The 19,365-nt window shown below is 63.2% G+C and carries 18 protein-coding genes; 11 read left to right on the plus strand and 7 right to left on the minus strand.

What is annotated here, in order from left to right; genetic code table 11:
• Nucleotides 1-2: 2 nt before the first annotated feature.
• On the minus strand, nucleotides 3-791 hold the full coding sequence (epsC, locus tag ACN0X7_RS05690; protein WP_417515578.1) for a serine O-acetyltransferase EpsC: 789 nt from the start codon (nucleotides 789-791) through the stop codon (nucleotides 3-5).
• 131 nt (nucleotides 792-922) lie between these two features.
• Here epsC and ACN0X7_RS05695 point away from each other — a divergent pair, with 131 nt between their 5' ends.
• The gene (locus ACN0X7_RS05695; RefSeq protein WP_417515019.1) at nucleotides 923-1,576 is read left to right on the plus strand and encodes an alpha/beta hydrolase; all 654 of its coding nucleotides are present in this window, start codon (nucleotides 923-925) and stop codon (nucleotides 1,574-1,576) included.
• Here the strand turns inward: ACN0X7_RS05695 and ACN0X7_RS05700 are convergent.
• A complete protein-coding gene (locus ACN0X7_RS05700) occupies nucleotides 1,537-2,604 on the minus strand; it encodes an anhydro-N-acetylmuramic acid kinase (RefSeq protein ID WP_417515021.1) in 1,068 nt (355 codons plus the stop codon). The two genes, ACN0X7_RS05695 and ACN0X7_RS05700, sit on opposite strands and share 40 nt — an antisense overlap.
• A gap of 103 nt (nucleotides 2,605-2,707) precedes the next feature.
• Here ACN0X7_RS05700 and tyrS point away from each other — a divergent pair, with 103 nt between their 5' ends.
• Both tyrS and ACN0X7_RS05710 read left to right on the plus strand, forming a co-directional pair.
• Entirely contained in the window at nucleotides 2,708-3,961 is a 1,254-nt protein-coding gene (gene tyrS, locus ACN0X7_RS05705; RefSeq protein ID WP_417515023.1) for a tyrosine--tRNA ligase, read from the plus strand.
• Nucleotides 3,962-4,068: 107 nt separating this feature from the next.
• Nucleotides 4,069-4,956 (plus strand): hypothetical protein, encoded by an 888-nt coding sequence (locus ACN0X7_RS05710; protein WP_417515025.1) that lies wholly within the window; start codon nucleotides 4,069-4,071, stop codon nucleotides 4,954-4,956.
• Here the strand turns inward: ACN0X7_RS05710 and ACN0X7_RS05715 are convergent.
• A complete protein-coding gene (locus tag ACN0X7_RS05715; RefSeq protein ID WP_417515027.1) occupies nucleotides 4,926-5,411 on the minus strand; it encodes an acyl-CoA thioesterase in 486 nt (161 codons plus the stop codon). The genes ACN0X7_RS05710 and ACN0X7_RS05715 overlap by 31 nt on opposite strands.
• Before the next feature lie 218 nt (nucleotides 5,412-5,629).
• Between ACN0X7_RS05715 and betB the strand changes: the two genes are divergently transcribed.
• A complete protein-coding gene (betB, locus tag ACN0X7_RS05720; protein WP_417515029.1) occupies nucleotides 5,630-7,117 on the plus strand; it encodes a betaine-aldehyde dehydrogenase in 1,488 nt (495 codons plus the stop codon).
• Nucleotides 7,118-7,355: 238 nt separating this feature from the next.
• On the opposite strand, the gene ACN0X7_RS05725 is transcribed toward betB, so the two are convergent.
• The gene (locus tag ACN0X7_RS05725) at nucleotides 7,356-9,182 is read right to left on the minus strand and encodes an ABCB family ABC transporter ATP-binding protein/permease (protein WP_417515031.1); all 1,827 of its coding nucleotides are present in this window, start codon (nucleotides 9,180-9,182) and stop codon (nucleotides 7,356-7,358) included.
• A 190-nt stretch (nucleotides 9,183-9,372) separates the two neighbouring features.
• On the opposite strand from ACN0X7_RS05725, the gene ACN0X7_RS05730 reads away from it, so the two are divergent.
• Nucleotides 9,373-10,566: an aromatic ring-hydroxylating oxygenase subunit alpha gene (locus ACN0X7_RS05730; protein WP_417515033.1), complete on the plus strand. Its 1,194-nt coding sequence runs from the start codon at nucleotides 9,373-9,375 to the stop codon at nucleotides 10,564-10,566.
• A gap of 9 nt (nucleotides 10,567-10,575) precedes the next feature.
• Here the strand turns inward: ACN0X7_RS05730 and ACN0X7_RS05735 are convergent, their stop codons facing one another.
• Nucleotides 10,576-11,361 carry an enoyl-CoA hydratase/isomerase family protein gene (locus ACN0X7_RS05735; protein ID WP_417515034.1) on the minus strand — a complete coding sequence of 262 codons (786 nt, stop codon included), beginning with the start codon at nucleotides 11,359-11,361 and terminating at the stop codon, nucleotides 10,576-10,578.
• 67 nt (nucleotides 11,362-11,428) lie between these two features.
• On the opposite strand from ACN0X7_RS05735, the gene ACN0X7_RS05740 reads away from it, so the two are divergent.
• Together ACN0X7_RS05740 and ACN0X7_RS05745 are read left to right on the plus strand one after the other, a co-directional pair.
• Nucleotides 11,429-11,716 carry a DUF1330 domain-containing protein gene (locus ACN0X7_RS05740; RefSeq protein ID WP_417515036.1) on the plus strand — a complete coding sequence of 96 codons (288 nt, stop codon included), beginning with the start codon at nucleotides 11,429-11,431 and terminating at the stop codon, nucleotides 11,714-11,716.
• A gap of 3 nt (nucleotides 11,717-11,719) precedes the next feature.
• Nucleotides 11,720-12,715, plus strand: a complete 996-nt coding sequence (locus ACN0X7_RS05745; protein ID WP_417515038.1) for an NAD-dependent epimerase/dehydratase family protein — start codon at nucleotides 11,720-11,722, stop codon at nucleotides 12,713-12,715.
• Here the strand turns inward: ACN0X7_RS05745 and ACN0X7_RS05750 are convergent.
• Nucleotides 12,703-13,185 (minus strand): MarR family winged helix-turn-helix transcriptional regulator, encoded by a 483-nt coding sequence (locus ACN0X7_RS05750; RefSeq protein ID WP_417515040.1) that lies wholly within the window; start codon nucleotides 13,183-13,185, stop codon nucleotides 12,703-12,705. The two genes, ACN0X7_RS05745 and ACN0X7_RS05750, sit on opposite strands and share 13 nt — an antisense overlap.
• 82 nt (nucleotides 13,186-13,267) lie before the next feature.
• Here ACN0X7_RS05750 and panB point away from each other — a divergent pair, with 82 nt between their 5' ends.
• Genes panB through ACN0X7_RS05770 form a run of 4 tightly spaced genes read left to right on the plus strand, consistent with a single transcriptional unit; the run spans nucleotide 13,268 to nucleotide 16,742 of the window.
• Nucleotides 13,268-14,134: a 3-methyl-2-oxobutanoate hydroxymethyltransferase gene (gene panB, locus ACN0X7_RS05755; RefSeq protein ID WP_417515042.1), complete on the plus strand. Its 867-nt coding sequence runs from the start codon at nucleotides 13,268-13,270 to the stop codon at nucleotides 14,132-14,134.
• The gene (locus tag ACN0X7_RS05760; RefSeq protein WP_417515044.1) at nucleotides 14,131-14,967 is read left to right on the plus strand and encodes a phytanoyl-CoA dioxygenase family protein; all 837 of its coding nucleotides are present in this window, start codon (nucleotides 14,131-14,133) and stop codon (nucleotides 14,965-14,967) included. The genes panB and ACN0X7_RS05760 overlap by 4 nt, the downstream gene beginning before the upstream one ends.
• A gap of 27 nt (nucleotides 14,968-14,994) precedes the next feature.
• On the plus strand, nucleotides 14,995-15,891 hold the full coding sequence (locus ACN0X7_RS05765; protein ID WP_417515046.1) for a phytanoyl-CoA dioxygenase family protein: 897 nt from the start codon (nucleotides 14,995-14,997) through the stop codon (nucleotides 15,889-15,891).
• Nucleotides 15,888-16,742, plus strand: coding sequence for an HpcH/HpaI aldolase/citrate lyase family protein (locus ACN0X7_RS05770; RefSeq protein ID WP_417515048.1), 855 nt, complete (start codon nucleotides 15,888-15,890; stop codon nucleotides 16,740-16,742). The genes ACN0X7_RS05765 and ACN0X7_RS05770 overlap by 4 nt, the downstream gene beginning before the upstream one ends.
• A gap of 3 nt (nucleotides 16,743-16,745) precedes the next feature.
• Here ACN0X7_RS05770 and ACN0X7_RS05775 read toward each other — a convergent pair whose 3' ends face one another.
• Complete coding sequence (locus tag ACN0X7_RS05775) at nucleotides 16,746-19,211, minus strand: vitamin K epoxide reductase family protein (RefSeq protein WP_417515050.1); 2,466 nt, start codon at nucleotides 19,209-19,211, stop codon at nucleotides 16,746-16,748.
• Nucleotides 19,212-19,365: the final 154 nt, after the last annotated feature.

The raw sequence follows: 19,365 nt of genomic DNA on the forward strand, positions 1-19,365 counted from the left end.
TATCAGTCCTCGCCGCCGGAGACGACCCTGACTTTGGGTTCCCTGTCGGCAAGCTTCTGTTCCAGTTCCGCGATCCGGCCCTGCATCTGCTCCATGTCGTGGAGCATCTCGCTCATCCGGACGTGCAGCGGATTGGACACACCGTCCTGCGGCATGCCGTAGGCGGCAAAGGCGCGCCCGATGTTCTCGGCGCTGTCGACCAGGCGCGGTCTGGACTTGCCAACCACCTCGGCGGGAATGCCGACCACCGTCGCGCCCGGCGGAACTTCCTTCACGACCACCGCGTTCGCGCCGACCCGCCCGCCGGCACGCACGGTGATGGGACCAAGTACCTGAGCGCCCGAACCGACGATCACGTCATCCTCCAGTGTCGGGTGCCGCTTCTGCCCGACCTGGGAAGCGGAATCCACCGAGGGCGCGACGCCACCAAGCGTGACGTCGTGATACAGCGTTACATTGTTGCCGATCTCGGCGGTCTCGCCGATCACCACACCCATGCCGTGATCGATGAAAAAGCGCTTGCCGATCTTCGCGCCGGGATGAATCTCGATCCCGGTCATGAAGCGGCCAATCTGCGAGATATAACGTCCGGCCAGGAAGAACTTCCGCCGCCACAGCGCGTTCGACAGGCGATAGAACAGCACGGCATGGAAGCTGGGATAGCAGAGCACGATTTCCAGCGTGGACTTTGCTGCCGGGTCGCGTTCCTTGACCGCTTCGATATCGTCTTTCAGTGCCTGCCACATGCCGGTTTCTCCCTGAGTCCGGTGGCTGATGTTGCTAGTGAATATATTTCACATGGAAAAAGCGTCAATAAGGCCACGCCCTACAAATACTGGCGCGAGAGGCAATATAACTATATGTACACGCCGGAACCGGTCGCCGGTGCCCGCCTCAGCTTCAAACATTCAGTCGAGAAATCATGCCCGAAGTCATCTTCAACGGACCCGATGGGCGGCTGGAAGGCCGCTACCACCATGTCGAGGACGAGAATGCTCCGATCGCGCTGATCCTGCATCCGCATCCGCAGTTCGGCGGGAACATGAACCACAAGCTGGTCTATAATCTGTTCCAGCTCTTCAAGGACCGCGGTTTTGCGGTGCTGCGGTTCAACTTCCGTGGCGTGGGCCGCAGCCAGGGCGAGTTCGACCAGGGCGTCGGTGAACTTTCCGATGCGGCTTCGGCACTGGACTGGATGCAGCAGATCAAGCCGGATGCGCAGGCATGCTGGATTGCCGGCTATTCGTTCGGTGCCTGGATCGGGATGCAGCTTCTGATGCGCCGCCCGGAAGTCGAGGGCTTCATCTCCGTCTCACCGCCCGCCAACATGTTCGATTTTACCTTCCTGGCGCCCTGCCCGTCATCGGGCATCATCGTGCATGGTACCGACGACGATGTGGTCCCGGAAGCCGACGTGCAGAAGCTGGTCGACAAGCTGAAGTCGCAGAAGGGTATCGTCATCGACTATCAGCAGATCGAAGGTGCCAGCCATTTCTACGAGAAGGAAATGGACGAGGTGCACCAGATCACGGGCGACTATGTGGACCGCCGCCGCGCCGAAATACTCGCCGGCTGAACCAGCACGCCGCCCGTCATCGGTTCAGGCACGTTCGTCGTCGATGGCAGGCTGAGCGGCAGCCCGTCCAGCGACCGCACGGCAAGCCAGGCGAAAGCCTGAGCCTCCAGTGCATCGCCCTGCCATCCGGCGGCCTCGACCGGCTCGACCGTTGCACGCAGTTCCTGACCCAGCCTGCGCATCAGGTGCGCATTGTGCCGCCCACCGCCGGTAACCAGCCAGCGTGCGGGCCTTGCCGGCATGTGTTCCAGCGCGCGCACCACCGACAGGATCGTGAATTCCGCCAGGGTCGCCGCACCGTCCGCCACATTCATGCCCTCGACCGAAACAACAAAATCGTTCCGGTCCAGAGACTTGGGCGGCTCCTTCGAGAAGTAATCCTGTTCGAGCCATTCGGAAACGCGCGTCCGGTCCGCCGTGCCCGACGCCGCCGTCGCGCCATCGCGGTCAAAGGGCTCGCCGGTCCGGGCAAGCATCCAGTCGTCCATCAGGGCACTGGCCGGTCCCGTGTCGAACGCAAGAACCGCGTCATCATCCCCGATCCAGGTGACATTGCCGACCCCGCCCAGATTCAGCACGCAGAGCGGTTTCGGCAGATCGGCCGCCAGCGCGACGTGGTAGAGCGACGCGAACGGTGCGCCCTCTCCACCCGCCGCGACGTCCGCCGAGCGGAAGTCATGCACCACCGGGATCGAAAAGCGATCGGCCAGATACGCGGCATCGCCGATCTGCACCGTGATCCGGTTCGCCGGGTCGTGAAAAATGGTCTGCCCGTGAAAACCGATCAGGTCGAGGTTCTCGCGCAGGCCCTCGTGCGACGCGAGGAACCGGTCAATCGCGCGCGCATGCGCCGCCGTCACGGCACTCACCGCCGTATCGTCCGCCTGCCGCTGTCCCAGCACCGCGCGCACCGCCTCACGTTCGTCCGGTTGATAGGGATACCCGCCCGCAGGGCCCGCCTCGATACGGGAACGGCCATCCGTCCGCAGCCAGGCCACATCGACGGCATCCATCGAAGTGCCGCTCATCAACCCGATCACGTTCCTGATCATGCCTGCCAAACCTTGCCCTTCCTGACCAGTGTGCTACACGCCGCGCGCTGATCCCAATCGCTTTCCAGAAGCCTGTCCCATGACCGACACACGCTCAGAATTCCTCACAACTCTCTACGAACGCGGGTTCGTGCACCAGTGCACAGATGTCGCCGCGCTGGACGACACGCTCGGCAAGGGTGTGGTCACGGCCTATATCGGGTTCGACTGCACGGCGGACAGCCTGCATGTTGGCAGCCTGCTGCCGATCATGATCCTGCGCTGGCTGCAGAAGACCGGCCACAAGCCGGTCGTCCTGATGGGCGGCGGCACCACCAAGGTCGGCGATCCGTCGGGCAAGGACGCCGCACGGCAGCTGCTGACCGACGAGATCATCGAACAGAACATGGCCGGCATCCGCACCGTCTTCGAGAAGTTCCTGACCTTCGGCGACGGACCGACCGACGCCATCATGGTTAACAATGCCGACTGGCTGGACGAACTGGCCTATATCCCGTTCCTGCGTGACATGGGGCGGCATTTCTCGGTCAACCGCATGCTCAGCTTCGATTCCGTGAAGCTGCGCCTTGACCGGGAACAGAACCTGTCGTTCCTCGAATTCAACTACATGATCCTGCAGGCGTATGATTTCCTTGAACTTTCACGCCGGATGGATTGCAGGCTGCAGATGGGCGGTTCGGACCAGTGGGGCAATATCGTCAACGGTGTCGAACTGGGACGCCGGGTGGACGGGACCGAGCTGTTCGGCCTGACGTCCCCGTTGCTGACGACCGCCAGCGGCCAGAAGATGGGCAAGACCCATGACGGCGCGGTCTGGCTGAACGCTGATCGGCTGAGCGCCTATGACTATTGGCAGTTCTGGCGCAACACCGCCGACGCCGACGTGGGCCGGTTCCTGCGGCTGTTCACCGAACTGCCGCTGGACGAGATCGAACGTCTGGAAGCGCTGGACGGTCAGGAGATCAACGAGGCCAAGAAGGTGCTGGCCGACGCGGCCACCGCGATGGCACATGGCGCGGAAGCCGCGCGGGTGGCGGCAGAGACCTCCCGGAAGGCCTTCGAAGAGGGTGCCGCCGCCGAAGGTCTGCCCGTCGTCCGGATCGACGCGGCTGAGCTGTCCGGTGGTATCGGTATCCTCGACGCCTTCGTGCGTTCCGGGCTTGCGAAGTCCAATTCCGAGGCGCGCAAGCTGATCCAGAACGGCGGGGCGCGGTTGAACGACGAAAAGGTCAGCGATCCCAGGGCGATGCTGACATCAGCGGATCTGGTTCAGGACGGCGCGGCGAAACTCTCGTCCGGCAAGAAGAAGCACGTCCTGCTGCGGGCACGATAGTCCCCCGGAAAACGTACCGAACGCACCCGACGGTCAGATCTGCCCTTCCGCTCGGCTTCCGGTCACCTATCTAACGCCAATGCCATTTCGGCAATTGGAGTAGTTTGATGATCAGATCCCTCGTTCTTGCCGGCCTTGTGCTGGGCGCATCGCCCGCGCTGGCGCAATCCCTGCCCGATCTGGAACGCACCGCCACGAGCACGGTCGAGCTTTCCAACCCGCACGATCTGAAGCTGTCGCCCGACGCCAGCTATCTGGCCGTTTCGGACGTGGGCAACAATCGCGTGGTGCTGCTTGATCCGGTCACGCTAGAGCTGCTCGGCAGTTTCGGAACCGACGAGCAGTCCGGCACGCACGACATCGACTTCGATGCCGAGGGCCGCATGTATGTCGCCGACACCCACAATCACCGCATCGCGATCTACGAGATGAACGGTGTCGAGGCCCGGTTCGAGGGCGAGATTGCCGGGCTGTTCACCAAGCCCGAGGGCGTTCTGGTGCATCCCGACGGTATCGTGTTCGTCGCGGGTGCCGGATCCGACAATGTCGTGGCGTTCCGGGATGGCGAGGCCATTGCCGAACTGAAAGGCCTCAATTCACCGCACGATCTGGAACTCGCGCCGGACGGTACGATCTGGCTGGCGGACGCGGGCAACGATCGCCTGCTGCAGCTTTCGACCGACCTGGAAATCATGAACGAACTGTCGGGATCGCCCTATGATTTCAATGGTGTACGTTACCTGGATATCCTGCCCAATGGCACGATCATCGCCGCCGACAAATATACCCACAGCGTCAAGTTCATCGCCCCTGACGGCAGTCTTCTGAAGGTTCTCGGCGACGGCACCGCGGGCAGCGAGAACGGGCGATTCAGGACCCCCGAAGGCGTCGAAAGCTGGGGCGAACTGCTCTGGCTGGCCGACTCCGGAAACAACCGGATCGTGAAGTTCCAGATGGCATTTCCTCAGCCGATGGGCGGAAAACTGGAAGAATAGTCCTCCAGCAGGGGTCGCCAGTCGTCGGGGATGCCGGCGGCGCTGATCCTGCCGGGCCCGTCGTGGTTGATGAAGACACCGATCAGCTTGCCGGTAAAGCAGACGTCACCGTGCTCATCCAGGGAACGGAACTGCAGCGTAAAGGACGATCTGCCGACCTCCGGCACGAAAAGCTGGATGCTGATCGGCCGGCCCGCCTCCACCGGTTTCTGGAAATCCATCGAGGCGTGCACCATCGGCGTACCGGTGCCGCGCGTGGTCTGCATGTCACGCCAGTGGATTCCGGTCAGATGAACGAAGAAATCCTCCGCTGTTTCAACCATGTAGTCCAGATACGCGCCGGTATAGATGATGCCTGCGGGATCGGAATCGCCCCAGCGCACCAGACGCCCCACGGTGAAGGGGCCGGTTCCGGTGACGTTGGGCAGGCGCGGGTCTGGAGCGTTCTCGTTCACAATACTGGCTTCCGGTTGCTGTCCGACTTCCCGATCCTAGTGCGGAAAGGCGTCCTTTGGAATCGACAAGCACTGTTTCAGGACAGGCGCGGCCGAAGCGGGTTGCGCTGCGGAAGATCGGTGCGCTTCAGTCATGCGATGGAATGCCGTGGAGCGTCGGGAAATTAGGTGCTATCGACGGCTGGAGCGCGGAACAGACAACAGAATCGGAATCCGGCATGGCCGAGACCTACAACCGTGACAGCGTGCTGCCTGTGCAGCGCCTTCATATCGACGGCTCCCATTACAATGCGTCGTCGGAAGAGACATTCCAGAACATCAATCCGGCCACGAACAATGCGATCTGCGATGTTCAAGTGGCCAACGAGGCCGACATCGATGTCGCCGTCGCTGCGGCGACCAAGGCCTTTCAGACATGGTCACGCACCCCGGCGCGAGAGCGGGCCCGGATCATGCTGCGGGCAGCGGCGATCCTGCGCGAGCGCAACGACGAACTGGCGGCGCTGGAGACCCTCGACACCGGCAAGCCCATCGCCGAGACCTCGACGGTGGATGTCATTTCCGGCGCGGAAGTCCTCGAATATTACGCCGGCCTCGCGCCGTCCCTGCATGGCGAACACTTCGACCTGCCGCCGGATGCCTTCGCCATCGTACGCCGCGAACCCCTTGGTGTCTGCGCCGGTATCGGCGCGTGGAACTACCCGATCCAGATCGCCCTCTGGAAATCCGCGCCGGCCATTGCCTGCGGCAACACGATGATCTTCAAGCCCGCGGAACTGACCCCGCTCACGGCGCTGAAACTGGCCGAGATCTACACCGAAGCCGGACTGCCCGACGGCGTCTTCAACGTCGTGCAGGGCGACGGCAGGACCGGCCAGATGCTGGTGAAACACCTCGGCATCGCCAAGGTCAGCCTCACAGGTGAAGTGGGCACCGGCAGGAAGATCATGGCCGACGCCGCCGAGACCTTGAAGCACGTAACGTTCGAACTGGGCGGCAAGTCACCGCTGATCATCTTCGCCGATGCGGATTTCGACAGCGCCGTGAACGCGGCACTGAACGCGAACTTCTATTCCGGCGGCGAGATCTGCTCCAACGGCACGCGGGTCTTCGTCGAACGTCCGATCTACAACAAGTTCCTGAAGCAGATGGAGGCGCGCGTGCCCGCCATCCGCGTCGGCGACCCGTTCGACCCCGAAACCCGGATCGGCGCCCTGATCAACACCGCGCACATGAAAAAGGTCCTGGGCTATATCGATCTGGCGCTGGAATCGAACGCGCTGCATGTGGTCGGCGGTACCATTCCGACCGATCCTGCCCTTCAGGACGGCAACTTCCTGCATCCGGCGGTCTTTGCCGACTGCACCGACGACATGCCGTTCGTGCGCGAGGAAATCTTCGGTGCGATGATGGCCGTGCTGCCTTTCGAGAGTGAGGAAGAAGTCCTGAAACGCGCCAACGATACGATCTACGGACTCTCGGGCGCGGTTTTCACGCAGGACTTCGCCCGTGCGCACCGCGTGGCCAACGCCATCCAGGCCGGATCGGTCTGGATCAACGAATACAACATCACGCCGCCCGAGGTGCCGTTCGGCGGTCAGAAGCAGTCGGGCATCGGGCGCGAGAACGGGCTGGAAACCATCAACCAGTTCACCCAGTCCAAGACGATCTACGCCAGCATGGCACCCGTCGAGCCGTATTTTTGACTCGACGCGAGGTTCCATCGATCCGGCCATGTGGACCGGCTGTCACCCCCCGGTTTTGTCCCGCTGCTGTCAGGTCAGGACTGTGCACCCGTCCACAACTCACTGACGGGACCAGTCTTCGCATTGCCTTGGTCAGGTGAACACGGGTAGCGACAAATCCACGGACCGTTCCGGGACTTGATCCCGGAACGCAGCAGCGACACAGGTCATTCCGGCTCGACCCACGTCCGGGAACCGTCTACTCCGCCGCTTCGATCACCGGCGCTTCGGCTTTCTCTTTCTCGGCCTGCTGGCGCTGCCACATCTGCGCATAGACGCCGTTCGCCGCGACAAGGTCGGCATGGCGTCCGCGCTCGACGATGCGCCCCTCCGACAGCACGACGATCTCGTCGGCATCGACGACGGTCGACAGCCGATGCGCGATGATCAGGGTGGTGCGGCCTTCGGAAACGGCGTTCAGCGCCTTCTGGATCTCGCGCTCGGTGGCGGTATCCAGCGCCGACGTCGCCTCGTCGAAGATCATGATGCCGGGGTTCTTCAGCATCATGCGCGCGATGGCGACACGCTGTTTCTCGCCGCCGGAAAGCTTCAGCCCGCGCTCGCCCACCATCGACTTCAGGCCGTCCGGCAGATTGCCGATCAGGGGGCGAAGCTGCGCGCTGTCGATGGCGGCGTTGAGCTGTTCATCGCTCGTCTCCAGATCGCCATAGCGGATGTTGTGCTCCAGCGTGTCGTTGAACAGCACGACGTCCTGGGGCACGACACCCAGCGTCGCCTTCAGCGATGCCTGCGTGACGTCGCGGATGTCCTGCCCGTCGATGCGGATCGCACCGCCGGTCACATCGAAGAAGCGGAACAGCAGGCGCGTGATGGTGGACTTGCCGCCGCCGGATCCGCCGACGACCGCTATCGTCTTGCCCCGCGGCACGGTGAAACTGATGCCCTGAATGACCTCCCGGCGCGGGTCATAGCCGAAGCGCACATCGTCGAAGACGATTTCCCCGCCATCGAACGCCAGCGCCTTGGCGTCTGGCTTGTCCTCGACCTCGACCTCCCGGTCCAGCAGCGCGAACATCTTCTGCATGTCGGCAAGGCTCTGCTTGACCTCGCGATAGACCATGCCGAGCAGGTTCAGCGGCTGATAGAGCTGGATCAGGAAGGCATTCACCAGCACGAAGTCGCCGATGGTCATGGTGCCGTCCGCAACGCCATAGGCCGCCATGGCCATGACGATGACCAGTCCGGCGGACACGATCACGCCTTGCCCGGTGTTCAGGAATGCGAGGCTGACCTGCGACTTCACGGCGGCCTTCTCGTAGCGCGCGAGACGCTGGTCGAAACGGTCTGTCTCATAGGGTTCATTGCCGAAATAACGGACCGTCTCGAAGTTCAGCAGGCTGTCGATGGACGACGCATTCGCCTGCTCGTCGCGCTTGTTCATCTCGCGGCGGATGCCGATGCGCCATTCGGTGACGATGAAGGTGAAGGCGATGTAGCCGACGACCGTGCCCAGCGTGGCCACGGCAAACCAGGGATCGTATTCCAGCAGCAGGATCACGCAGAAGATCAAGGCCTGAGCGACCACGGGTATGACGTTGAAAAGCGCCATCCTGAGCAGGAAGTCGATGGCCTTCGCGCCGCGGTCGATGACCTGATGCAGCGCGCCCGTGCGGCGTTCGGTATGGAAGCGGTAGGAAAGCTCGTGCAGCCGTTCGAACACGCGGCGCGCGACCAGCCGGGCCGCCCGCTGTCCGACGGCGGAAAACACCGCGTCCCGCGCCTGTGCCAGTCCCTGCTGCAGCACCCGGCCCGCGCCATAGGCCAGCACGAAGGCGATGGCCACACCGATGGCGATGGTCTCGGCACCGTCCAGCGCGTCGACCGCATACTTCAGCAGGAACGGCACCGCGGCACCCGCCGCGATGGAAGCCGCCAGACATCCAGCGGCTATGAAGATCCTGATCTTCGGTGCCCAGTTGTCCTTCGGCCACATGTAGGGCCACAGGCGACGGAGCACCGCCCAGTCGGCGGGTCCGGCGGGTTCGCTGGATGTGAAACTTCTCAAGTAATGCGATCCTCGCAGGCTGTCTGTCTTTGGCGTTCAGACGTCTAAAGAGAGTGTCGTGTCGCGTCCGGTCAAGCACAATACGCCACTTTCGCCAGCCCGGATCGTCGGCATCGACCCGCAATGGCTTTCGGGAACTAGTACGCTAGTGTACTGTCTCAATCTCAAATATCCGTTCGGGAGAGGCACCATGAAACAGCCGCGAGACCTTCAGGAACGCCTGTTTCGCGAGGCCATCAAGCGGATCGAGACCCGGTCGCCACCGCTGGCGCAATCGTCGGCGCAGGTCAGCGCCGAACGCTACGTCAGCCCGGATTTCCTTGACCGCGAACTTGCAACGATCTTCCGGCAGAATCCGGTCTATTGCGGCCTGACCGGCGAAGTGCCGGAGCCGGGCGACTATCTCACCCGCGAGTTGCCCGGCCTGTCGCTGCTGATCGTCCGCGGGCAGGACCAAACGGTACGGGCCTTCCGCAACCGCTGCCGCCACCGTGGCACGCGTGTCGCCGAGGGCGCGGGTAATGCCCGGCACTTCGTCTGCCCCTATCACGCGTGGACATATGGCACGGACGGCGTTCTCTCCGCCGTTGCGGAAGCAGACGCATTCCCGGATGTCGAGGTGGGCCGCGACGGCCTGTGTCCGGTTCCCCTGATCGAATGGGGCGGGCTTCTGTTCGTGCAACCGACCGATGTCAGCGCGGCGCAGGCCCGCGACATGCTGCGGCCCATCATGGAAGAGCTTGAGGGGTTCGCGTTTGCCGACTATCGCGTCCGCCGCACCTTCGAATGCGAGAAGCCGACCAACTGGAAGATGGGCGTCGACACGTTCCTTGAAGCCTACCATGTGCCGGTGCTGCATTCGGCCACCATCGGGCGGACGCTGATTGGCGGTTTTGCCCTGTACGAACCGTTGCGCCCGCACGCCCGGCTGGTGGCGCCCCGGCGTCCGATCATGAAGCTGACCGATGCGCAGATCGCCGCCGATCCGCTGCACCGCCATGCGATCATCGTATACCGGCTGTTCCCCAACACGGTCTTCGTGTCGATGGAGACCCATGTCGAAATCCACCGCTTCGATCCGGTGCCTGGCAAGCCGAACCGCATGCGCTGGAGCCTGGTGGTGGCAGCTTCTCCCCTGGGACAATCGCAGGAACCGGACTGGGACCAGATCCTCGATCTCGCCGCTGGAGTGGTCGAGCGGGAGGATCTGGTGATGATGGCGCAGATCCAGAAGAATCTGGACGACGAAGGCCCGGATGCGCCGGTCATCTTCGGCCGGAACGAACCGGCGCTGCAGGATTTCCACGCCGAGATCGATATCGCCATGGGTGCGCAGAAGCCCCTGCGCCGTCCGGAAGCACCGCTCGCCGAGGCTGCCGAATAAGTACTGCGGTCAGCGTCCCTTGTAGACGGCCGGGCGTTTCTCAAGGAAGGACTGCACACCTTCCCGGTAATCCTCCGAGGTCTGCGACAGCAGGAACTGATCGGTATCCATGAAACTGGTGGCGTGGTTCAGCGCCTTGGCGGCCATGTCTACATCCTTCTTGCACATGCGCACCTGAACGGGCGGCATCGCGGCGATCCGCTCGGCCAGTTCCATGGCCTTCGCGACCGCCCCACCCTTCGGCGCGATCTCGTCGGCCAGGCCCCATTCCTTCGCCAGTGCCGCGTCGACCTTCTCGGCCATTACGACCACGCGCTTGGTCCGCGCCGGACCGCACAGATTGACGAAGCGCGGTACCGAGTTCCACGACATGTTCATGCCGCGCTCGATCTCTGAGACATACAGTGTCGCGCCTTCGCCCATCACGCGCAGGTCCAGCGCCGTGGCCAGGGCTACGCCGCCGCCGACGCACCAGCCCTCGATGGCGCAGATGGTCATCTGTTCCAGTTCTTCCCACGCCTTGCACAACCGGGGCCCGCGCTGGATGGCGCGGCGTTTCTGCATCAGGCCCGCGTCCGGGTCGCGGCCCTCCTTCAGGTCGAAACCCATGGAGAAATTGTCGGCACGGCCCGTCAGCACGATCACCGACGTCTCCAGATCCTCGTCCAGCCAGCGCGCGACGTCGGTCAGTTCCTTCATCAGCGCGTCCGACATTGGGTTGGCCGGCATCCCCCGATCGAAGCTGACGGTGACGATGCGGCCCTGCTTTTCGACGGTGCAGAATTCCCAATCCATGATGTCCTCCCCGGAATCTTTCGTTAACGTGGCCACAGACTAGAGCTTATTGGGGAGGATAGAAGCCATGACCGCCTATGTGATCGCCCGCGTGAACGTCACCGATCCGGACAAGTACGAGAACTACAAGGCACTGGCGCCCGCCGCGATCAAGAAATACGGCGGCGAGTATCTGGCACGTGGTGGCGCTGTGGAACTGCTGGAAGGTCCCGACGAGACGCGCCGCGTGGTGATATTGAGTTTCCCCGACATGGACGCCGCGCGCGGCTTCTACAACTCGCCCGAATATCAGGCTGCAAAGAAGGAGCGTGAAGGCGCAGCGGAAGGTCAGTTCCTGATTGTCGAAGGGCTGTAGGTCTTGGCAAGAACGGTCTGCGTCGCCGGGGTCAGCGGGCTGGTCGGCGCGAACATCACCAAAGCGCTTCTGGCCGGGGGCTATCGCGTCAACGGCGTGATGCGCGACGCGGACGATCCCCGGAAAGCCCCCTTCCTGCGCGCCCTGCCCGGCGCGGCGGAGCGGCTGACCCTGTTCAGCGCCGACATGGCGGATGACGGAAGCTTCGACACGGCGGTGCATGGCTGCGATGCGGTCTTCATCGCCTGCCTGATCCCGACCTATGTCGGCCCGTCCGGCGTCCGGGCGACCGAGATGGACGACGCACAGGGTTATGCCGAGATCATCATGCCCACCGTCAACGGCTGCCTGAACATCATGCGGTCGGCGGCGAAGGCCGAGGTGCCGAACGTGCTGATCTGTTCCAGTACCAGCAGCACGAACCCGGTTCCGCCGGTCGAGAACAAGAATGAGGTCGATCACTGGTCCGATCCCGATCAGCAATGCGCGCAGAAGAAATATACCTCGGCCACCAAGGCTGTGATGGAGAAGGCGGCGATGGCCTGCGCCGCCGAGAACGGCATGCGGCTGTGCATCTTCCTGCCGACCCTGATGCTGGGTCCGATGGTCCTGCCCACGCACATGGACGAAGGCTTCATGGCAGTGCTGCGCCGCCTCACCCGCGGCGAGAAGGGCCGCCATGACAGGGTACCGAACGATTCCACCTCCATGGCGCACATCGACGACGTCGCAGCGCTGTTTCTCGCGGCCTATGAGAACCCCGAGGCGCAGGGCCGCTATTTCGCCATGAAGGAAAGCTGGCCCTGGCAGGACATCTATGCCGAGCTTCAGAAACTGATCCCCGACATGGTGATGCCGGAACCGCTGAACGAACCTGCGAAACCGGCTACCACCTTCGATTTCACCCGCCGCGACAGTCTGGGCGTGCAGATGCGCAGCGTTCCGGAAATCCTGGAAGCGGCTGTGCGTTTCGCCCGGAACCCGATCTACGGTGCATGAGCTGACGCCAGGGTGGCGCTGTAGAGCTTGTCCAGAAGGGCGTCGAGCTGACGCCTTTCACCCACATTCAGGACGCCGAGAAGCTGTTCCTGACGTGCCTCGAACAGTGGCAGGATTTCCCGGACCAGATTCCGCCCTGAGTCGGTGATCGTCAGGGTGGCCTGCCGTCCGTCATCCGGATCGGGGACACGCCGGACATACCCGCCTTCCACCATCCGGTGAACCGCGCGCGAGATGGAATTGCGGGGCCGCCCGCTCATCCGCGCCACTTCCTGCGCCGTCATTTCCGGCACGATCGACAGCGAATGGATCAGCAGATACTCACCGCGGTTCAAACCATGGCGGCGCTTGATCTGCTCATAGACCGGCAGGACCAGAGAGTTGGCCATGAAGGAAATGCGGAACGTGTCGCCAATGGGCCGCTGGGTGTAGATCGCGCCCAGATCGCTGGTCCTCTGATCGTCAGCCATACCGTCCCTGAAATCCTGTTGCGTGGGCCATTTCGTTCAGGTATTTTGTTCCAAATGGAACAATAATGCAATCGGGATGGACATGGCTGACCAGGCCCCGCGACAGAAACTGACGATCCCCGATCTGGCGCGGAAGAAAGCGGCGGGTGAGCGGCTGGTGATGGTCGCCGTCGGCGAATATCTGTCGGCGCAATGGGCGGAACGCGGCGGCGTCGATATCGTCGGCGTCGGCGACAGTCTGGGCATGACGCTGTATGGCCACGAGACCACGCTTCCGATGACCGTCGAGCAGATGATCGAGCATACGAAGGCCGTGCGCCGTGGCGCGCCGAACACCTTCTGCCTCGTATCCATGCCGTATGGATCCTATGCGACGAAGGACATCGCGGTCACCAACGCGGTGAAGATGATGAAGGAGTCCGGTGCCGATGCCCTGAAGATGCAGGGCGGGCGCGAGATGTTCGATATCATCAGGGCCGTTGCCGATGCGGGCGTGCCGATCATGAGCCACGTCGGCCTGACGCCGCACTTCGTGCACAAGCTCGGCGGCTTCAGGATGCAGGGCCGCACGGCGGACGAAGCCCTGAAGATCATCGACAATGCGAAAGCCATCGAGGAAGCCGGTGCCATCGGTCTGGAGATCGAGGCCCTGCCCTATCTGGTCGGCAAGGCGGTGGAGGAGGCCGTGAGCATCTTCACCTTCTCCATCGGCGCGGGCGCGGCAGGCACGTGCCAGTTGCTCAATGGCTACGACCTGATCGGCGGATTCGACACCTTCAAGCCGAAATTCGCCAAACGCTATGGCAATGTGAACGAGGTCGCGGTCAAGGCGTTCACCGACTACGCGGCGGACGTGCGTGCCGGGGCCTTCCCAGACGACGACCACACCTACAAGATGAATGCCGAGGAAGCGCGCAAGCTGAGAGAAGCACTGGAGGCCGGACAATGAATGTACAGGCATCGAACCCGATCAACGACGCCTATCAACGCGACGGGTTCTACTTCCCCGTCCGGGCCATGAGCGCCGAGGATGCCGCAGTCTATCGCGCGAAACTGGAAACTTTCGAGAGGGCCAACGGCGGACCGCTGAAGTCGGCCATGCGCACGGACGTGCATCTGCTGTTCACCTGGGCCGACGAACTGATCCGCAACGAGAAGATACTGGATGCGGTCGAGGCCGTGATCGGTCCGAATATCCTCTGCTGGATCACCAACTTCTTTATCAAGGAACCGAAGGACGGCAACTTCGTGAGCTGGCATCAGGACGCGACCTACTGGGGTCTGGAGCCGCACGATCAGGTGCTGACGGCCTGGCTCGCGCTCTCCGACGCACCCGTCGAAAGCGGTGCCATGAAGTTCCTCGCGGGCAGCCATCGCGGAGGCCTGCACGACCACGCCGACACATTCCACAAGTCGAACCTGCTGAGCCGGGGCCAGGAGATCCAGGTCGAGGTCAACGAGGCCGACGCAACCGACATCCCGCTGAAGGCAGGTGAGTTCTCCTTGCATCATGTACTGACGGCCCACGGCTCGCATCCGAACACGACCGACGACCGCCGGATCGGCCTCGCCATCCGCTACATCCCGACGACCGTGCGCCAGACCAAGGTGCGGGATACGGCGGTGCTGGTGCGTGGCGTGGACGAATACGGCCATTTCGACCTGCTGGACGGCCCCGACGCGGACATGAGCGAAACCGCGCTCGCCACCCACAAGGACGCGAACGAGCGGCTGGTGAAAGCCCTGCTGAGTGGCACCGACAAGCAGCAATTGAGAGACTGAACGTCGAAATCTTCAGGGAGGAAAACCATGACACCCGAAGACATCCTCAAGGAACCCGCCCGGGCGCTGACCCAGTCCCAGCGGGAATTCTATTTCGAGCAGGGCTACCTGTGCATCGAAAGCTTCGTGCCCAGGGAAACCGTAGCCGAGATGGTTGCGATCACCGATGCCTTCGTCGAGGCCAGTCGCAGGGAAACAGAACCCGGCAGCACCTTCGACATCGCGCCGAACCACACCGCTGAACATCCGGTCGTGCGGCGCATCAAGCGACCCGACGACCAGCACGAAGGCTACTGGGATTTCGCGAAGGGCCTGATCGCCGACGTCGCCGCGGACCTGCTGGGACCGGACGTGCTGTTCCATCATTCGAAGCTGAACTTCAAATGGCCGGACGCGACCAGCGAGGTGAAGTGGCACCAGGACATCCAGTTCTACCCGCACACCAACTACAATGTGCTCGCGATCGGCTGTTATCTCGCGGATACGGACATGAGCAACGGTGCCGTCGGCGTCCTGCCCGGCAGCCACAACGGGCCGCTGTACGACCAGTATGATGCGAACGGCAACTGGACCGGCATGCTGAACGATGCCGACAACGCCGCCATCGACATGTCCAAGGCCCGCTACATGACGGGCCCCGCCGGCTCGATCACCATCCACAACTGCCGGACCGTGCATTATTCGGTCGCCAGCAAATCGCCGAACCCCCGCCCCCTGCTGCTCAACAGCTATTCCTCGGCGGATGCGAAGGCCTACACGCCGCACCCGGACCCGTCCTCACACGCCTACGAGGTCGTGCGCGGCCAGACATCGCGATGGGCCGCCCACGACCCCCGACCCTGCCAGATTCCGCCGGACTGGTCGGGTGGCTATACCTCGATCTTCGCGGCCCAGGCCGGTGAGAACGAGGGGAAGGCAGCGTGAGTGAACGTGTAATCCGCCCGCGTCGCAGCTTTATCTTCTCGCCGGGGCTCAGGCCCGACATGTATCCGAAGGCGCTGAAATCCGGCACGGACATCGTCTGCGTGGAACTGGAAGACGGCATTGCGCCGAAGGACAAGGACGAGGCCCGGCAGAAAGGTCTTGCGCTGTTTGCCAAACCGCAGGCCGACGATGGCGTGGAACGCATAGTCCGCATCAACTGCCTGCGCGAGGCGTTCGGGCTGGCGGACGTGCAGGCCGTGCTTGCGACAGGCACGCCACCGCCTGCCCTGATGCTGCCCAAGGTCCGCACGCCGGAGGAAGTGATCTGGCTGGACGACCTGTTGACCGAGCGCGGGCACGACACGCGCCTGCACATCATCATCGAGACCAATCCGGCCCTGGAAGCCGCCTACGAGATCGCGCAATGCAGCCCGCGCATCGACGCGCTGTTCTTCGGCGGTGTCGATATGGCCGCCGAGCTTCGCTGCGTGAACACCTGGGAGAACATGCTCTACGCGCGCAGCCGGGTGGTCCACGCCGCCGCCGCAGCCGGTATCGACGCCATCGACGTGCCCTGGCTGGATCTGGAGGATATGGACGGTCTGAAACGCGCTGCCGAGCAGGCCCGCGATCTGGGCTTCTCGGGCAAGGGCTCGATCCACCCGAAGCAGATTCCGGTCATCAACGCCGTCTTCACGCCGTCGGAAGAAGCCGTCGCGCGCGCCCGCCGCATCGTCGATGCCTTCGCCGAAGCCGACACCGGGCTGGTCGTGATCGACGGCAAGCTGATCGAGAAACCCGTGCTGCGCGACATGCACCGGATCATTGCGGTCGCGGAAAGGGCCAGTTGACGGCTATCGGATGAACCGGTCCCACGAGCCGTAGGACTGGTCCACATGCCCCCTGCGCACCGAGAAGATCATCAGCACCAGCGCGCTGCCAACGCTCGACAGCGTCCCTGCCAGGCCTGCATCCGCCATGAAGGGCGCGGCCAGCAGGCAGACCGCGAATATCCAGTTCAGGAAACGAGCAAGGCGGGCAACGACGGCGAAGGCCGTGACGGTGACGGTGAGGACAAGCGCGCCGATGAGATGGCTGACATCCGCCATTACGCCTTCAAGCCCCAGTGTCAGCGGAGTCGCCATCAGCCACACGCCGGTCAGCAGGCAGAGCGCGAGATTCCACGGAATGGACACGCCGCCGCCCAGCATGTCCGCGACAATGGCGCGTGGGGGCTGTTCGAAATCGTCCGTATCCTTCCGGTTGTCGCCGTCGTCGGTATCACCGGTGAAGAAGATGCGCAGAACCGGCGCGCCGGCCCGCTTGCGGCGGGCGAGGAACTGACCGGTCGCCACCAGTTCGTCCAGCGAATAGGGAATCTGGATCAGCATCGCCGCCGCGGCCAGCAGGCAGAGCGCGCAGTAGGTGCCCAGCATGATCGGCTGGATGATGATGAAGAAGATCGACACGGCACCCAGCGGCACGATCATCACGCCGAAGACCACCACCAGCCAGGGCATCGTGCGCCAGCGCCGCGTGGAGCCGATCAGGCCGACCAGAATCTCCAGGGCATAGGTCAGCGCACCCAGCCCCGCGTCCGGGACCGGCCAGGCCTCGGAGACGCGGGAGGTGATGATCGATTCCGTACCGTTCTTGCCGGGCTCCGTTCCGGGAAAGAACGGATCCCAGACGCCGGGAATGCTCTCCAGCTGATAGGCCGTCAGATAGCGCGACACCAGCAGGCCGACCACGGCAAGCACGATGATCGGAATTCTCTGGAACCAGCTTGACGGACTGAAGGCCCATCCCTTCGGAATGTCCGGGCCGGTGCGTGCGGCAACGGGCGAAACGCCCGGCGCCGGCGGCAGGGCGACGGCAAACCCGGCGATCAGCAGGCCGACCAGCGTACCGTTCAGATAGGCCGTTCCGGTCGGCGCCCAGAAGACCAGCGGCGCGAACATGACCCAGACGCCCAGTCCGGCTGTCAGCCAGCGGACCACGCCGATTCGCCACGAAAGGCAGAGAAACGAAAGCATCAGCAGCAGGCCGCCGGAAATCACGTCGCTCCACATCATCAGCGGATCGGCGTATCCCAGCAGTGGTGGCGACGTCATCAGCCACAGCGCGAGGCCCATGTTGGCCCAGTGGCTCCACAGACCCCTGCGGTGGGCCCTCCGGTACTCGGCTTCATGATCCGCCCTGATGCTGTCGGCATCGTCGGACTTGCGATCCGCCTCTTCCAGCCAGTGGGGCTTGAGGATGCCGTTGCGATCGTACCAGCCGGCAGGATCGTCCTTCAGACTGTCGATCAGCTTCGGCAGTTCGTCGCGTATCCGTCGTTTCGCGCGCCAGCCCAGCAGGTCGAATGCCTTCTCGGTATTCAACATGAAATGATCGCTGGCCATCTCCACCATGAACGGGCGGATGAAGGGCGGTTCGCCCTGATCGAAATCGTCGGGCACGATGGGTTCCGATTTCACCTCGACCCAGGCACCGGCCTTCGCCACCGCACCGGGTACGGTCAGGGTCGCCCAGTCGGCCTCGCCGTGGATCTGTTCACCGATCTCCTTCTGCAGGTCGGCATAGCTCATGACTTCGGTTTCGCCGGCCAGTATCGGGCACCATGCGGGCAGGTCGCCGCGGTGTGCCACCGTCAGGCGGGTCAGTTCGATCAGGTCTTCCTCGTGGATCAGGGCCTGTCCGGCGCGCTGATCGCCGGCGTACAGGTGGCTCTTGGGATCGCGCTCATAGATCCGCGCGATCTGATGCGACAGGGTCGGTATGGCCGACTCCGGCCCGTAAAGGCCGGCCAACCTCAACAGCACGACAGGAATGTCGCCACGGGTTTCGGCGATGGCTTCCTCGGCTTCGGCCTTCGAGATCGGATACGCCCAGCCGGGCTCGATCGGTGACTGCTCGTCGATCATCGCACCCAGCTCGCAGGGCGCATGCACCAGCATCGTGCTGAAATAGACGAACTGATCGACCTCGAAGTCCCGAAGCGCCTTGAGCACGCGCCGCGTCCCATCAACGTTCACCGCGTCGTAGAGCGGGTTTTTCTCCCCCGTAAAATCGAAATAGGCCGCCAGATGGATGACGGATGCGATGCGATCGCCATGCCTTTCACGAAATCTATCGAAAGCATCCGAAACCGACACGTCATCGGTCAGATCGATACCGATCAGCGACGTGCCCCGGACCAGATCGGGCAGATCCATGCCGACGACATGGTATGCGTCGGACATGGCGTCGGACAGGGCGGATCCGATGCCGCCCGCTGCCCCGGTAATCAGGATGACCGGCTTGTCGTTCTTGTTCATTCGTCTCACCCACGCTTCGGGATCAGGCACGCGATCATCGCCCCCAACTGAGGTCCCGCGCCACGATTTTGAATGCGAGGAACCGACGCAGATGACAGATTCTGCTGGGCTGCCACCGCATGCAAACCTTGTATCCGGCATGCAAAGCCCGAAC

This window comes from Minwuia sp. (assembly GCF_048263705.1).
Lineage (GTDB): Bacteria > Pseudomonadota > Alphaproteobacteria > Minwuiales > Minwuiaceae > Minwuia.

Bases quoted from the DNA above. Each gene is read 5' to 3' on its own strand.
- ACN0X7_RS05695 (WP_417515019.1), top strand. From the start codon at position 923: ATGCCCGAAGTCATCTTCAACGGACCCGATGGGCGGCTGGAAGGCCGC.
- ACN0X7_RS05700 (WP_417515021.1), bottom strand. From the start codon at position 2,604: ATGAGCGGCACTTCGATGGATGCCGTCGATGTGGCCTGGCTGCGGACG.
- tyrS (WP_417515023.1), top strand. From the start codon at position 2,708: ATGACCGACACACGCTCAGAATTCCTCACAACTCTCTACGAACGCGGG.
- ACN0X7_RS05710 (WP_417515025.1), top strand. From the start codon at position 4,069: ATGATCAGATCCCTCGTTCTTGCCGGCCTTGTGCTGGGCGCATCGCCC.
- betB (WP_417515029.1), top strand. From the start codon at position 5,630: ATGGCCGAGACCTACAACCGTGACAGCGTGCTGCCTGTGCAGCGCCTT.
- ACN0X7_RS05730 (WP_417515033.1), top strand. From the start codon at position 9,373: ATGAAACAGCCGCGAGACCTTCAGGAACGCCTGTTTCGCGAGGCCATC.
- ACN0X7_RS05735 (WP_417515034.1), bottom strand. From the start codon at position 11,361: ATGGATTGGGAATTCTGCACCGTCGAAAAGCAGGGCCGCATCGTCACC.
- ACN0X7_RS05740 (WP_417515036.1), top strand. From the start codon at position 11,429: ATGACCGCCTATGTGATCGCCCGCGTGAACGTCACCGATCCGGACAAG.
- ACN0X7_RS05750 (WP_417515040.1), bottom strand. From the start codon at position 13,185: ATGGCTGACGATCAGAGGACCAGCGATCTGGGCGCGATCTACACCCAG.
- panB (WP_417515042.1), top strand. From the start codon at position 13,268: ATGGCTGACCAGGCCCCGCGACAGAAACTGACGATCCCCGATCTGGCG.
- ACN0X7_RS05760 (WP_417515044.1), top strand. From the start codon at position 14,131: ATGAATGTACAGGCATCGAACCCGATCAACGACGCCTATCAACGCGAC.
- ACN0X7_RS05765 (WP_417515046.1), top strand. From the start codon at position 14,995: ATGACACCCGAAGACATCCTCAAGGAACCCGCCCGGGCGCTGACCCAG.
- ACN0X7_RS05775 (WP_417515050.1), bottom strand. From the start codon at position 19,211: ATGAACAAGAACGACAAGCCGGTCATCCTGATTACCGGGGCAGCGGGC.